The organism is Cryobacterium glucosi (genome assembly GCF_004402235.1).
Lineage (GTDB): Bacteria > Actinomycetota > Actinomycetes > Actinomycetales > Microbacteriaceae > Cryobacterium > Cryobacterium glucosi.
Genome location: NZ_SOFS01000012.1, coordinates 422,358 through 436,339 on the forward strand (window position 1 = coordinate 422,358; position 13,982 = coordinate 436,339).

The following is a 13,982-nucleotide window of genomic DNA, read 5'->3' on the forward strand; positions in this document are numbered from 1 at the left end:
ACGAACCTCCCCAGCTGGGAGATCAACCCAGCGCGTCCCGCACCAGCGGAGCCACCCGGGTGCCGTACAGCTCGATGCTCGACATGAGCTTCTCGTGGCTGAGGGTGCCGAGGCTGTACTTCAGGTCGAAACGCGACAGGCCGAGGCCCTGCGCCGTCGCGACGATCTTGGCCGCCACGGTCTCCGGCGAGCCCACGAACAGGGCGCCCTCCGGTCCGGCATCGTGTTCGAACTGGGCGCGGCTCACGGGACCCCAACCCCGCTCCCGCCCGATGCGCTCCTGCATCGCGGCATAGTGCGGCCACATCTCCTCGCGCGCCTGCGCATCCGTTTCGGCGACGTACCCCGGGGAGTGTTCACCGATCGGCTGGGTCGGACGCTTGAATTCGCCGAGGGCGCGGTGGTAGAGCTCGACGAGGGGTGCGAAGGCGAGGGGTGAGCCGCCGATGATCGCGAGCATGAGCGGGAGCCCGTAGTGGGCGGCGCGGACAACGGACTGCGGGCTGCCGCCGACGCCGACCCAGGTGCGCATGGACCCGGACTCCGTCGGCGGGTACACGCTCTGGTCGGTGAGCCCCGCGCGGGTCGTTCCCGTCCAGGTCACCGGTTCTTCCTTGAGGAGTTCGGCGAAGAGGTTGAGTTTCTCTTCGAAGAGCCGTTCGTAGTCACCGAGGTCGAGACCGAAGAGCGGGAAGGATTCGGTGAAGGAGCCGCGGCCGAGGATGACCTCCGCGCGGCCGTTCGATACGCCGTCCAGGGTCGCGAAGCGCTCGAACACCCGGACCGGGTCGTCGGAACTCAGCACCGTCACGGCAGATCCGAGCCGGATGCGTTCGGTCCGCCCTGCGATCGCCGCGAGCACGACCTCGGGCGCCGAGACCGCGAAGTCCGTGCGGTGGTGCTCCCCGATGCCGAAGAAGTCGAGGCCGACCTGCTCGGCGAGGACCCCTTCAGCCACGACGTTGCGGAGCACCTGCGCCTGGTGCAGGGGCGCGCCGTCGGCATCCCAGGTCACGTCTCCGAAGGTGTCGAGTCCGAGTTCAAGCTCCTGTGCCATGCCATGCTCCTCTGTTGCCGGTCGTGGTGTTGCCGGGTCTGGTCCTGCCGCGCATCCCTGCACATGTCTATGCAAATGCATCCACTACCCGAACCTCCGGCACCACGCTGGTATTCCGCCCGGATCGCATTATCGTGTCAGCATCCGTCGTTCATCGCCACGTCGCGTCGCACGCCCCCCACGAATGGAGAAAGCATGGACTGGAAGATCGAGCTCATCTTCGTTCCCGTGACCGACGTCGACCGGGCGAAATCCTTCTACGTCGATCAGGTCGGCTTCCATGCCGACTTCGATTCCCAGGTCAGCGACACGCTTCGTTTCGTGCAGCTGACCCCGCCCGGTTCCGCGTGCTCGATCGCATTCGGCACCGGGATCACCGATATGGCACCGGGCTCCCAGCGTGGGGTGCAGGTCGTCGTGCCGGACGCGGACGAGGCCTGGCGGCATTTGCGCGACCACGGTGTCGACGCCACGCCCGTCGATGAGCAGCCCTGGGGTCGCTTCGTGACCTTCGCCGATCCGGACGGAAACGCCTGGACGCTCCAGGAGCTCCCTCCGCGCGACTCGTGACCGGGCCCTCCCGCGCCCGGTCGGGGCACGGGTCGGGTCAGACCTCGGCGTCGACGTAGTACCAGCGCTGGGCGACGCGGGTGAAGCGGCTCACCTCGTGTTGGGCGCTCCGCACACCGCCCTGGCGGCAGTATGCGGTGAATTCGACCACACCGGTCGAGTCGAATGGTCCGCCCTTTTCGGTGCGTTCGATATCGAGACGTGTCCAGTGGAGGGTGTCGTCGAGTTCGAAGTGCGCGGGTCGGGTGCTCGGATGCCACGAGTCGAGCAGGTAGTCCACGTCGCCGACGGCGAAGGCGGAGTAGCGCGATCGCATCAGGCGCTCAGCCGTCGGTGCGGAACTGACCCCGGCGTGCAGCGGGCCGCAGCACGCCGAATAGCGCTCGCCGCTCAGGCACGGGCAGTGTTCCGGGCGTTGCGCGTGCGGATCGGCGCGGGGGTCACGGGGGTTCGGCACAGCACCATTATCGCCGCCGCCGGAAGACCGGGGCGAATTCCGGGCAACGGGATCAGGGGCGAGGAGATCAGTACTGGACGTCCGACTCCGGTTGGGCGCGCACCTCGGTGGCGTCGTCACCCTCCGCAACGCCGACCAGCCCGGCAGCCTCGCCGGATTCTCCGGTCTCGGCCCCGGCCAACAGGTAGGACACGAACCAGTCGCACGCGAGGTTCGCCGCGGTGGCGAGGGCTCCGGGTTCCTCGAAGAGGTGGGTCGCACCCTCGACGACCGCGAGCCGGTTGCGACAGCGCATCCGGGTCCTGGCCCGGCGATTGAGGTCGAGCACGCCCGGGTCTGCGCCGCCGACGATCAGGAGCGTCGGGGCCGTGACCTCGGGGAGCCGGTCCCCCGCGAGGTCGGGACGGCCGCCGCGGCTGACGATGGCCGCGAGCCGTTCGTCGGCGTCGGCAGCGGCCCAGAGCGCGGCGCCGGCACCTGTGCTCGCACCGAAGTAGCCGATCCGGCAGGACCGGGTGTCCGGCCGGCCGAGGAGCCACTCGGTCGCCGCGGCCAGGCGCCCGGCGAGGAGCCCGACGTCGAACACGTTGGCCCGGTCTGATTCTTCCCCCGGCGTGAGCAGGTCGAGGAGCAGGGTGCCGAGGCCGGCGCGGTGCAGGACGTCGGCGACGAACTGGTTGCGCGGGCTGTGGCGGCTGCTCCCGCTGCCATGGGCGAACACGACGACCGCGGGGGCGTTCTCGGGAAGGTACAGGTGCCCCTCGAGGACGACCGTGCCGACCGGGATCTCCACGTCACGGTCGAGCCCGGATCCGCCGGCATGGCGTCCGGAACGGATCCGCCTGGCGGCGGCGTCCAGCAGCGCGGTCACTTCGTCGTCGGTTGTGGCCGCGAAGTCGATGTAATGGTTGCCGACGGCCACGAGGCGGCGCGGCACGTTCACGCAGACCAGTTCGTCGAAGCTCGTGAGGTCGAGCAGCGCTTCCGCCGAAGCCACCGGGACGGCCAGGATCACCCGCGTTGCGCCGTGCAGCCGGGCGACGTCCCCGGCGGCGCGCGCCGTCGCACCAGTCGCGATCCCGTCGTCGACGATGACGACGGTGTGACCGCGCACGTCGACCCGTTCCCTGCCCTTGCGCAGCTCCGCGACGCGGGCGTCGAGAATGGCCCGTTCGTGGCGTTCGACCGTCGCGAGCTCGTCCGCGCTGATGCTGGCCATCGAGAGGATGTCCGGGTTGAGTTCCCTGACGCCGTCCTCGCCGATCGCTCCCATCGCGAGTTCCGGCTGGAAGGGAACGCCGAGTTTTCGGACCACGATCACGTCGAGCGGCGCGGCGAGAACCCTCGCGACCTCCGCAGCGACGGGCACCCCTCCCCTGGGCAGGCCGAGCACGATCGTGTCGGTACCCCGCAGGTACTCGAGCCGCTCGGCAAGCTGCCGGCCGGCATCCACCCGGTCACTGAACAGGACCATCGCCCCCACCTCCTCTGGACTGCAGAATCGTTCACCATCATGGTCCGGTGCGGCGAATCGCAATAGGGCGTGTTCGAGACGGGCACGGCCGAAAGCCGATTCATTCCGCGGTCGGAATGAATCCCGGAGGGGTGGCGGATCGCCGAAAGTCGCACCGGCGACCGGGTGGACGAGCGATTCAGACCGCCACGAGCGAGCGAAGTCCGGGGTGGAGGTCGCGCAGGGCGCGCTCGACGCGGGCGTGCAGGGTGAACCCGACGGCGGGACATCCGCTGCAGGAGCCGGTCAGGCGCACCGTGACGACCTCGTCGTGTGCAGAGACGAGCTCGACGACGCCGCCGTGGGAGCGGATGAAGTCGCCGACGCGCCCGGACAGCACGGTGCGGGCCGCCACGGCGAGGTCGGCGTCGCGCGTGCCGGGAGTCCCCGCAACGGCAGGAACCCACTCCGCGGGATTCTCGAGGGCGGCGTGCAGCGCGCTCCGCACCGCCGCGCCCTCCGAGGACCAGCTGCAGGTCGCGGAAAGGCACGTCGTGACGGAGCCGGCACCGACCGTGAGCCCGGTGAGCACGCCGGTGTCGAGCAGGCGACCGAGGTCGCCCGGTGCCGATCGGACGGCACCGGTGAATCCGAGCGAACCGGGCGGCATCACCCAGCGGAGCGCCTCTGGGCGGTCGTGCACGGCTTCCGGGTGCAGCGGGATCATCTCAGGCCGTCCCGGTCGCGAGTGCGACGATGCCGTGGACGATCCACGCCGAGCTCCAGGCCAGCACGAACATGTACCCGAACGCGATGGCCGGCCACTTCCAGGTGCCGGTTTCCCGCTTCATCACGCTCACCGTGGACATGCACTGCAGCGCATACACGAAGAAGACCAGAAGCGCGGCGATCGTCGGGGCCGTGAAGACCCGGTCGCCGGCATGGGCGCCGTCGGTGTACGTCATGGCGGAGAGGGCAGCGGACGGGTTGTCCGGGTCGTCGGCTGCGGCGATCTGGCCGAGCGTTGCCACGAAGGTCTCCCGCGCGGAGAGGGAGGCGACGACGCCGATGTTGACGCGCCAGTCGAAGCCGAGCGGCGCGAAGACCGGTTCGACGGCACGGCCGATCGAGGCCGCCGCACTGTGGTCCATCACGAAGGACGTCACCGCGCCCTCATCCGTGACGTCGACACCGGATGCCGTCAGTTCTGCGGTCGAGTGCAACGGGAAGTTCAGGAGGAGCCACAGCACGATCGTCGTGAGCATGACGATCGTTCCGCACTTGCGCAGGAAGGCCCGGGACGAATCCCACATCGTGAGGCAGATGGACCGCAGCGTCGGGACGCGATACGGCGGCATCTCCATGTAGAACGGCATCAGGAGGCCGTTCCGGTCCTGCACGGTCTTCACGATCCAGGCCGCGAGCATGGCAGACACCGCCCCGAGAAAGTAGAGGCAGAACATGATGACGCCCTGGGTCTGCAGCGGGCCGATGCGGGACTCCGGGCTGACGAGCATCCCGATCAGGAGGATGTAGACCGGCAGCCGTGCCGAGCAGGTCATCAGGGGCGCGCCCATCATCGTCGCGATGCGGTCCTTGGCCGACGGCAGCGTGCGGGTCGCCATGATCCCGGGGACCGCGCACGCGAAGGAACTCATCAGCGCGACGAACGCCCGGCCCTCGAGCCCCGCCCGCGACATGATGCGGTCCATCAGGAACGCGGCCCGGCACATGTAGCCGACGCCCTCGAGCAGGGAGATCAGCAGGAACATCAGCATGATCTGCGGGATGAAGACGACGACGGCGCCCACCCCTCCGATGATCGCGTCACCGAGCAGGCCCGCGAGCCAGGGCACCGGCACGAAGACGTCGACCAGTCCGGCGAGCCAGCCGAAGAACGTCTCCACGAGTCCCTGCAGGGGTGCTGCGAAGGAGAAGATGATCTGGAAGAAGGTGACCATGACCGCGATGAAGATCGCGGTGCCCCACACCGGGTGCAGCAGCACCGCGTCGATCCGCTGGGTGGTTTTGTCGGGCTGCGCCGGGCGGTACTCGCTCGCCAAAAGGATGGATTCGGTCCAGGCCTCGAGCTCGGCCGGGTCTGTCGGTGGATCGAGCACGGGCACCGCCCAGTTCCGCCAGCCGGCGATCTTCATGCGGAGTTCGGGGATGCCGATGCGCCGGTTGCCGATCACCCGGACCACCGGCACGCCGAGGGCCCGTTCGAGCCCGGCGATGTCGAGGCGCCCGCCGCGGGTGATGAGTTCGTCGGTGAGGGTCACGGCGATGCACACCGGCCGGTGCAGGCGCAGGACCTGCGACACGAGCCGCAGTGACCGCCAGAGCGTCGTCGCGTCGATCACGACGACCAGGGCGTCGGGCGATTCGACCCCGGTGAGCCGGCCCTGGAGCAGGTCGGTGACGATCTGCTCGTCCGGACTCACCGGCTCGAGGCCATAGGTGCCTGGCAGGTCCTCGACGACGAAATCCTGGCCGCCCGAGCGGAAGACGCCGACGGACCGGCCGACGGTGACGCCGGGATAGTTGCCGGTCTTCGCCCGGAGTCCTGTGAGGGCGTTGAAGATGCTCGTCTTGCCGGCGTTCGGGCTGCCGACGAGCGCCGTGCGCGGGGCGCCGGTGACGACGGTGCCGCCGGTCGGTCCGCCGTGGCAGTCCGGCCCGCTCGATGCGTCCGTCACAGAGTCGTTGTCACGCGGATGCCGCGGGCCTGCGCGAGTCGGAGGCAGATGTCGTAGCCACGGACCCGGTACACGGCAGGGTCTCCGAGCGGCGCCCGGCGGAGGAGCTCGATCCTGGCGCCGGCGACGAAGCCGAGGTCACCGAGGCGACCGGCGTACGGGGCCGTACCGTGGTCTCCCACATCGATGATGCGGGCAGGCACTCCGATCGGCAGCGCCTCCAGGCCGCAGGGGTTCGACAGCGGAGGTGTGGTGGCCGCAGGCGATCCGTCTACCCGGCTGGACACTCTCACTTCACGTTCTCCTCGGCGTCGTCGGGTCTCCCCGCCGACTGCGGAGCGCTCACCCTCAGCCTAGCTGAAGTTAGGGCAGGCTTACCTACTCCCGCTCCCGGCCGGGTGGGTTCGCCCGCTCGCTCGCTGCGCCTATGCCGGATACTGGGTTCGGAAAGCGGGAGCGAAAATGACAGGAATAACGCCAGGGCGGTACCGGCACTACAAGGGCAATCTGTACGACGTGATCGGCGTCGCCCGGCACTCGGAGACCGAGGAGGAGCTCGTCGTCTACACGGCGCTTTACGGCGATCGTGGCCTGTGGGTGCGTCCCCTGGTGATGTTCCTGGAGTCCGTCAACATCGACGGACAGGCGGTTCCCCGGTTCGCCCCGATCGACACCGACGCCGCAGCGCACTCCGTGCTGGATATCCGGGACTGAATATTCCGAGCTGACATCGTGCTGGAAGCAGCTCTGATACAGGAAAAGCCCCGACCGAAGTCGGGGCTTTTCCTGTCTTGGTGGATCCGAGGGGATTCGAACCCCTGACCCCCTGCATGCCATGCAGGTGCGCTACCAGCTGCGCCACGGACCCAGATTGTGTTTCAGGTTTTCCCCCGAAACAACTTCTCTAGGCTACTACATGCGGAAGCCTGTTGTGACCACTGTCAGTCCTGGACCTTGTGGACGGGCAGTTCGATCGGGATGACGGGGCAGTCCTTCCAGAGTCGCTCGAGGGAATAGTACACGCGCTCCTCCTCGTGGAAGACGTGCACGACGAGGTCGCCGAAGTCGACGAGAACCCAGCGACCCTCAGCGCGGCCTTCGCGGCGCAGCGGCTTGTGACCGGCTGCGGTGAGCTGGTCTTCGATCTCGCCGGCGATGGCGACGACGTTGCGCTCGGAGCGGCCGGTGACGATGAGGAAGATGTCGGTCAGTGGGAGAGGGCTGGAAACGTCGATCGCGACGAGGTCCTCCCCCGCTTTCGAGTCTGCGGCGGCGGCGGCCAGCTTGAGGAGCTCGAGAGCGTGGGCAGAAGCGGTCATCGAATGAATCCCTGTGTTAGTGAAAGCGAGTGAAATGGCATTAAAAGATGTGGAGGAAGTAGCCGACCGCGAACAGGGCCAGCACGCCGACGGCGAGCACGCCGACGGTGACGGTGAGAACGGTGGGAAGCGTGAGTCCGCGCTGTTTCGGCGGGGCCATGACGCCTCGGGTCGACGCGTGGGTGCTGACGGCGCGACTGGCGCTCACCGGGACGATCCCGTTGCGGTGGCCGCCCTCGTCGAGCTGGTCGAGCATGCGGTCCATCTCGGAGGAGTCGTAGACGTTGGGGTGCACCCCGGTTTCGCCGAGGCTGCGTGGCAGGTCGATCGAGCCCGTGATCATGATTTCACCGGTACTCGTCAGCGGACCAGAGGAGTTGCCCTGGTGCGGGATCGAGGGAAGGATCAGCGCGTTCGTCGTGGTCGGGATGCCGCCGGCGCTCACGCCCTGGTTCACCAGCTGGTCGAACGGGGCGAGCGTCTCGAACCCGGGCAGCAGGTCGTTCTCTTCGCCGCGGTCGAGCGACCAGTGCCCGACAGGAGGGTGCAGGGAGCCGGGACGGGTCTCGCCGACGGGGCTCGGCGCGACGTCGACCATGAAGGCGATGGGTTCCGGCTCGACCGGGCGACCCTGCGGGCGGACATTGTCCTGCTCCTCGGCGGGGGAAGCTGGCGTAGTGAGGGGTCGGGATGCGGTGAGCGTCGCGACGGCCGCGAGCAGGGAATCCTCGGCCGGAGGCGCTTCGGCGGATTGCAAGGCGCGGAGTTCGCGCCGGGTCAGGGTGTGCTCGCGGACCGGAACGTCCGCGGCAGTCCCGGCGCTGGTTTCACCGGGAGTCTCGACGGCGTCGGTCGTTGCGCCGGATTCCGGCGCCGCCGGGGTTTCAGCTTCGGCTTCAGCTTCGGCTTCGGGAACGAGCTCAGCGAGGATGACGGGTCCGGATTCGGCCGCGGGTCCACCGGTCGACGGCAGGACCAGAAGAGACTCGGGCTCGACAGTGGGGGCATCCGCTGACGGGGCCGCCGGGGTGACCGGTTGCGCGGGCTGCGTGTGGTGCGGGGAGTGTTTCTGCGCAGCGGAGGGCGCGTCGGGCTGGTGCCCGTTTGCCAACTCGCGCGCTTGACGACGCGTCAGTGGCGGTGGGTTAGTACCCAACGTCATGCCACACTCCGATACAGATGATGCTTTGAGATGTACTGGACGACCCCGTCGGGAACCAGATACCAGACCGGGAAACCCCGGTTCACGCGTGCACGGCAGTCGGTGGACGATATCGACAATGCCGGAACTTCCAGCAAGCTTACGTCCTGGTTCGGCAATCCCGAAATGGTGAGCTCATGTCCCGGTCGACTCACAGCGACGAAATGGGCGAGGTCCCAGAGTTCCTGCACGTCTTTCCAGCTCAGGATCTGGCGGATGGCGTCGGCACCGGTGATGAAGAACAGTTCGGCATCAGGGCGCTGGGCGTGCAGGTCGCGCAGGGTGTCGATCGTGTACGTCGGGCCGACCCTGTCGATGTCGACGCGGCTCACGGTGAAACGGGGGTTCGACGCCGTCGCGATCACGGTCATCAGGTAGCGGTGTTCGGTTTCGGTCACGTCGCTCTTCTGCCACGGCTGCCCGGTCGGCACGAAGACGACCTCGTCGAGGTGGAAGCTCTGCGCCACCTCACTCGCGGCGACGAGGTGGCCGTGGTGGATGGGATCGAAGGTGCCGCCCATGACGCCGATGCGGGGGCGGCGCTCAGTCACGGAGACGGTGTCCCTAGTGCTCGTCGACGCGGCCGTGCGCTGCGGCGTATGCGCGCGCCTTTTCGGCGTGGCGGTTGGCGACATCGCGGTAGGACCAGACGACCCCGCCGAGGGCGCCGAAGGTGACCAGGGCAATCAGGCCGTAGACGAACGTCGGCATATACACTCCTTTTCTGCGGGACGGCACGCGTGACGTGCAGTACCGCACCATTCTAGTGGGGCCGTTCGGACTAGGCCCGCACCTGTCCGCTGCCGCGCACGATCCACTTCGTGCTCGTGAGTTCCTGGAGTCCCATCGGGCCTCGGGCGTGCAGTTTCTGGGTGGAGATGCCCACCTCGGCACCGAAGCCGAATTCGCCGCCATCGGTGAACCGGGTCGATGCGTTGACCATGACGGCCGCGGAATCCACTTCGTTCAGGAACCGTTCGGAGTTGACGATGTCGTTCGTGATGATCGACTCGGTGTGGCCCGTCGAATACCGGCGGATGTGCGCGAGCGCCCCATCGAGGCCGGGAACGACCGCGACCGCGAGGTCGAGGCTCATGTATTCCGTCTCCCAGTCGAATTCGGTCGCGGGGACGGCGTCCGGGAAGAGCGCCTGGACGCGGGCGTCGCCGTGGATGGTGACCCCGGAGGCGGCGAGACGACCGAGGACGGCAGGCAGGAGACGGTCAGCGGCGCCCTCGTGGACGAGGAGGGTCTCGACGGCGTTGCAGACGCTCGGGCGCTGCACCTTCGAGTTGTGCACGATCTCGACGGCCCAATCCCGGTTGGCGCTCTCGTCGAGGAAAATGTGCACGACGCCGGCACCGGTCTCGATGACCGGGACCTTCGACTGGGTGACGACGGCATTGATCAGGCCGGCACTTCCGCGCGGAATGAGCACGTCGACCTGGCCGCGGGCCTGCATGAGTTCGGTCGCGCCCTCGCGCCCGAAGGGATCGATGGTCTGCACCACGTCCCCCGGCAGGCCGACGGAGTCGATGGCTGACTGGAGGAGGGCGACCAGGACCCGGTTGGTGTTCTCGGCGGCGGATCCGCCGCGGAGGACGACGGCGTTGCCGCTCTTGAGCGCGAGCGCCGCGATATCGACGGTCACGTTGGGCCGCGCCTCGTAGATGACGCCGACGACGCCGAAGGGCACCCGCACCTGGCTGATCTTCACACCGTTGGGCAGGCTGCTGCCTCGGACGACCTCGCCGACGGGGTCTGTCAGGAGCGCGATCTGGAGCACAGCGTCCGCGAGGCCGGCCACGCGGGCCTCATCGAGGGTGAGCCGGTCGAGGAGACCGGTACTGAGTCCGTTTGCGGCGCCGGCGGCGAGGTCGTCACGGTTCGCCACGAGGATGTCTGCCGTGTTCCTGCGCAGGGAGTCCGCGATCGCGGTGAGCGCCCTGTTCTTCTGCGAGGTCGGAGTGGACGCGAGGACGATCGAGGCCCTGCGCGCCGCATCGAGGGTCAGGGTGAGCCGGAGGGAGTCGACGGGTGACTGCAGCATGCCGGTAGTTTACGGCACGTTTCCCACCCCCGCGGGGCCAGGACCGGACAGGTTACAGCCGGGGAGTCGGTTCGAACCAGGTGCCGACGTAATCGCCGCGCAGGGCCTGGGCGACGAGCCCTGTCGAGGTGACCAGCACGGCCGTTCCAGCTTCCGCTGCAATCCGGGCCGCTGACACCTTCGTACCGGCCCCACCGGTGCCGACACCGGAGGAGCTCGCGCCGAATTCCACGCCGGGAAGCCGGTCGCCTGCCGCGATGTGCGGGATGCGTTCCGCCCCTGGGAGATGCGGCGGGCGGGTATAGAGGGCGTCGACGTCGCTCAGAAGCACGAGGAGGTCGGCTCCGATCAGGGTCGCGACGAGGGCCGCGAGCCTGTCATTGTCGCCGAAGCGGATCTCGTGGGTGGCGACGGTGTCGTTCTCGTTCACGATCGGGAGGATCCGCAGCCCGAGCAGCCGGTTCATCGCGCGGCGCGCATTGGACCGGTGTGACGGGTTCTCGAGGTCGCCGGCGGTGAGCAGCACCTGCCCGGCGATGATCGAGTAGCGCCGGAGACTGTCCTGGTAGCGGAAGATCAGGAGGTTCTGGCCGACGGAGGCCGCGGCCTGCTGGGTTGCGAGGTCGGTGGGCCGTTCCTCGAGGTTGAGGTACGGCATCCCGGTCGCGATCGCACCGGAGGAGACCAGGACGATCTCGGCGCCGCGGGCGTGCGCCTCGGCGAGGGCGTCGACGAGCGGGGAGATCTGCGACACGTTCGCGCCGCTGATCGAGGATGACCCGACCTTCACGACGATGCGTGCCGCCGTCTTGATGTCGTCCCGCCCGAGGACGCTCACTCGGAGTCTTCCTGGCTGCTTTCCGAGCCTGCTGGGGCGCTCTCGCCGTTGTACTCGACCTCGCCAGAGGTCCACATTCCGGCGTCGCGCTCGCGGATGAGCTCGGCACGGGCGGCCGCCTTGGCGTCCATCCGGCCGAAGTACTCTTCCCGGCGCTCGCTGCTCGTGCGACGCTTCGAGTCGTCCAGGCGGGTGTCGGTGCCGCGGGGGGCCGTGATGAGCTCCGCCGTCGACGTGAGAGTGGGCTCCCAGTCGAAGACGACACCGTTGCCTGCGCCGATGATCACGGTCGAGCCGGCGACGGCTCCCGCCTTGAAGAGTTCGTTCTCGATGCCGAGCTTGGCCAGGCGGTCGGCGAGGAAGCCGACGGCCTCGTCGTTGGTGAAGTCGGTCTGCTGCACCCAGCGCTCGGGCTTGGTGCCGATGATGCGGTAGATGTTGCCGAACGAGCCGCCCTCGACCTTGACGACGAAACCGCTGTCGTCGACGGCCTTCGGACGGATGATGATGCGCGGCTTGGCCGCGAGTGCCGCGGCGGACTCGATGCGGCCTGCTTCGACGAGTTCGGCGAGGGCATAGTTCAGCTGGCGGAGGCCCTCGTGGCTGACGGTGGAGATCTCGAAGACGCGGTAGCCGCGGGCTTCGAGGTCTGCCTTGACGAAGTCCGCGAGTTCGCGGGCCTCTGGAACGTCGATCTTGTTGAGCGCGACCAGCTGGGGACGGTCGAGGAGGGGTTTCTGGCCTTCCGGAACCGGGTAGGCGCCGAGTTCTCCGAGGATCACGTCGAGGTCGCTGAGCGGGTCGCGGTCGGGGTCGAGGGTCGCGCAGTCGAGGATGTGCAGGAGAGCTGTGCAGCGTTCGACGTGGCGCAGGAATTCGAGGCCGAGGCCCTTGCCCTCGCTCGCGCCCTCGATCAGGCCGGGAACGTCTGCCACCGTGTAGCGCACCTCGCCGGCGTCGACGACGCCCAGGTTCGGGAACAGGGTCGTGAAGGGGTAGTCAGCGATCTTGGGCCTCGCGGCGGACATGGCCGCGATCAGGCTGGACTTGCCTGCGGAGGGATAGCCGACGAAGGCGACGTCCGCAACAGTCTTGAGCTCGAGCTGGACATCGCCTTCCCAGCCGTAGGTGCCGAGGAGTGCGAAACCGGGGGCCTTGCGCTTCGAGGAGGCGAGTGCGGCGTTGCCGAGCCCGCCCTGGCCGCCGGGGGCCACGACGATCCGGAAACCCGGTTCGGTCATGTCGGCGAGTTCGTTGCCGTCGACGTCCTTGACGACGGTGCCGAGGGGTACGGAGAGTTCCATGATCTCGCTGCTGAAACCGGCGCGGTGGTCGCCCATGCCGGGACCGCCGTTGACGGAGCTGCGGTGCGGGGACCGGTGGAAGCCGAGGAGCGTGGTCACCTGGGGATCGGCGACGAGCACGATGTCGCCGCCGTTTCCGCCGTTGCCGCCGTCGGGGCCGGCCAGGGGCTTGAACTTCTCCCGCTTGACGGACACACAGCCGTTGCCGCCGTTGCCCGCGCGCAGGTGCAGCGTGACCTGGTCAACGAATGTGGCCATGGGGGTGCCCCTTTCAGGTGGCGTAAAACAAGCAGAGGGCGAGCCGAAGCCCGCCCTCACGCTTACAGATTGTGGATGCCTACGCGGCAGCCACCACGATGTTGACGACCTTGCGGCCACCCTTCGCGCCGAACTCGACCGAGCCGGCCTCGAGGGCGAACAGCGTGTCGTCGCCACCGCGGCCGACGTTCACGCCGGGGTGGAAGTGGGTGCCGCGCTGGCGGACGATGATCTCGCCCGCTCCGACAACCTGACCACCGAAGCGCTTCACGCCGAGGCGCTGGGCGTTGGAGTCGCGACCGTTGCGAGTGGAACTCGCACCTTTTTTGTGTGCCATTTGTTCTGCTCCTCGGGCCTAGGCGATGCCGGTGACCTGAACGCGAGTGAGCTCCTGACGGTGCCCCTGACGCTTCTTGTAACCGGTCTTGTTCTTGAACTTCTGGATGACGATCTTCGGGCCGCGGAGGTCGTTGAGGACCTCGGCGGTCACGGTGACTTTGGCCAAAGACTTCGAGTCAGAGGTGATCTTGTCGCCATCGACGAGGAGCACTGCGGCCAGCTCGACGTTGCCGTCCTTGTCAGCCTTGATTCGGTCCATCGTTACGATGGTCCCGACCTCTACCTTCTCCTGCCGCCCACCGGCGCGCACAACTGCGTAAACCACGTTACGTACCTATCTCTGGGGAGCCGTGAGGCCCCGATTCCTATGATGGAAAGTTACTGCGTAAACGGCCCAAGTCGGCCCGTCTCTGTCAGAAAACCTTAGGTGTCAGCGC

17 protein-coding genes and 1 tRNA gene are annotated in these 13,982 nt (G+C 68.1%); 2 read left to right on the plus strand and 16 right to left on the minus strand.

The window, feature by feature from the left end:
* Positions 1-22 precede the first annotated feature (22 nt).
* Positions 23-1,057, minus strand: coding sequence for an LLM class flavin-dependent oxidoreductase (locus E3O46_RS04600; RefSeq protein WP_134561183.1), 1,035 nt, complete (start codon positions 1,055-1,057; stop codon positions 23-25).
* 195 nt (positions 1,058-1,252) lie between these two features.
* Between E3O46_RS04600 and E3O46_RS04605 the strand changes: the two genes are divergently transcribed.
* A complete protein-coding gene (locus E3O46_RS04605) occupies positions 1,253-1,627 on the plus strand; it encodes a glyoxalase superfamily protein (RefSeq protein WP_134447954.1) in 375 nt (124 codons plus the stop codon).
* A gap of 37 nt (positions 1,628-1,664) precedes the next feature.
* Here E3O46_RS04605 and E3O46_RS04610 read toward each other — a convergent pair whose 3' ends face one another.
* The 5 genes from E3O46_RS04610 to E3O46_RS04630 form a co-directional block, all read right to left on the minus strand.
* Positions 1,665-2,084, minus strand: a complete 420-nt coding sequence (locus E3O46_RS04610; protein WP_134447952.1) for a YchJ family protein — start codon at positions 2,082-2,084, stop codon at positions 1,665-1,667.
* A 67-nt stretch (positions 2,085-2,151) separates the two neighbouring features.
* Entirely contained in the window at positions 2,152-3,558 is a 1,407-nt protein-coding gene (locus tag E3O46_RS04615; RefSeq protein ID WP_134447950.1) for a phosphoribosyltransferase family protein, read from the minus strand.
* Positions 3,559-3,736: 178 nt separating this feature from the next.
* Positions 3,737-4,264 (minus strand): NifU family protein, encoded by a 528-nt coding sequence (locus E3O46_RS04620; protein WP_134559802.1) that lies wholly within the window; start codon positions 4,262-4,264, stop codon positions 3,737-3,739.
* Position 4,265: 1 nt separating this feature from the next.
* The gene (feoB, locus tag E3O46_RS04625) at positions 4,266-6,236 is read right to left on the minus strand and encodes a ferrous iron transporter B (protein ID WP_134561184.1); all 1,971 of its coding nucleotides are present in this window, start codon (positions 6,234-6,236) and stop codon (positions 4,266-4,268) included.
* Positions 6,233-6,529: a FeoA family protein gene (locus tag E3O46_RS04630; RefSeq protein WP_241975426.1), complete on the minus strand. Its 297-nt coding sequence runs from the start codon at positions 6,527-6,529 to the stop codon at positions 6,233-6,235. The genes feoB and E3O46_RS04630 overlap by 4 nt, the downstream gene beginning before the upstream one ends.
* A gap of 169 nt (positions 6,530-6,698) precedes the next feature.
* On the opposite strand from E3O46_RS04630, the gene E3O46_RS04635 reads away from it, so the two are divergent.
* Entirely contained in the window at positions 6,699-6,950 is a 252-nt protein-coding gene (locus E3O46_RS04635) for a DUF1653 domain-containing protein (RefSeq protein WP_134559798.1), read from the plus strand.
* 78 nt (positions 6,951-7,028) lie between these two features.
* Here E3O46_RS04635 and E3O46_RS04640 read toward each other — a convergent pair.
* The 10 genes from E3O46_RS04640 to rplU all read right to left on the minus strand — a co-directional run bounded on the left by E3O46_RS04640 (position 7,029) and on the right by rplU (position 13,870).
* A tRNA-Ala gene (locus E3O46_RS04640) sits at positions 7,029-7,104 on the minus strand.
* A 73-nt stretch (positions 7,105-7,177) separates the two neighbouring features.
* A complete protein-coding gene (gene rsfS / locus E3O46_RS04645; protein WP_134447942.1) occupies positions 7,178-7,555 on the minus strand; it encodes a ribosome silencing factor in 378 nt (125 codons plus the stop codon).
* A gap of 40 nt (positions 7,556-7,595) precedes the next feature.
* Positions 7,596-8,666 (minus strand): hypothetical protein, encoded by a 1,071-nt coding sequence (locus E3O46_RS04650; protein WP_134561185.1) that lies wholly within the window; start codon positions 8,664-8,666, stop codon positions 7,596-7,598.
* Positions 8,667-8,713: 47 nt separating this feature from the next.
* On the minus strand, positions 8,714-9,307 hold the full coding sequence (nadD, locus tag E3O46_RS04655) for a nicotinate-nucleotide adenylyltransferase (protein WP_255454114.1): 594 nt from the start codon (positions 9,305-9,307) through the stop codon (positions 8,714-8,716).
* Positions 9,308-9,320: 13 nt separating this feature from the next.
* Positions 9,321-9,467, minus strand: coding sequence for a hypothetical protein (locus tag E3O46_RS04660; RefSeq protein WP_241975425.1), 147 nt, complete (start codon positions 9,465-9,467; stop codon positions 9,321-9,323).
* A gap of 70 nt (positions 9,468-9,537) precedes the next feature.
* A complete protein-coding gene (locus E3O46_RS04665) occupies positions 9,538-10,806 on the minus strand; it encodes a glutamate-5-semialdehyde dehydrogenase (protein WP_134561186.1) in 1,269 nt (422 codons plus the stop codon).
* Between the two features lie 52 nt (positions 10,807-10,858).
* Positions 10,859-11,644, minus strand: a complete 786-nt coding sequence (gene proB, locus E3O46_RS04670) for a glutamate 5-kinase (protein WP_134447932.1) — start codon at positions 11,642-11,644, stop codon at positions 10,859-10,861.
* Positions 11,641-13,206, minus strand: coding sequence for a GTPase ObgE (obgE, locus tag E3O46_RS04675; protein ID WP_134447930.1), 1,566 nt, complete (start codon positions 13,204-13,206; stop codon positions 11,641-11,643). The genes proB and obgE overlap by 4 nt, the downstream gene beginning before the upstream one ends.
* Before the next feature lie 79 nt (positions 13,207-13,285).
* Positions 13,286-13,543, minus strand: coding sequence for a 50S ribosomal protein L27 (gene rpmA, locus E3O46_RS04680; RefSeq protein ID WP_066595878.1), 258 nt, complete (start codon positions 13,541-13,543; stop codon positions 13,286-13,288).
* Positions 13,544-13,561: 18 nt separating this feature from the next.
* Positions 13,562-13,870 carry a 50S ribosomal protein L21 gene (gene rplU, locus E3O46_RS04685; protein ID WP_134447928.1) on the minus strand — a complete coding sequence of 103 codons (309 nt, stop codon included), beginning with the start codon at positions 13,868-13,870 and terminating at the stop codon, positions 13,562-13,564.
* Between the last annotated feature and the right edge of the window lie 112 nt (positions 13,871-13,982).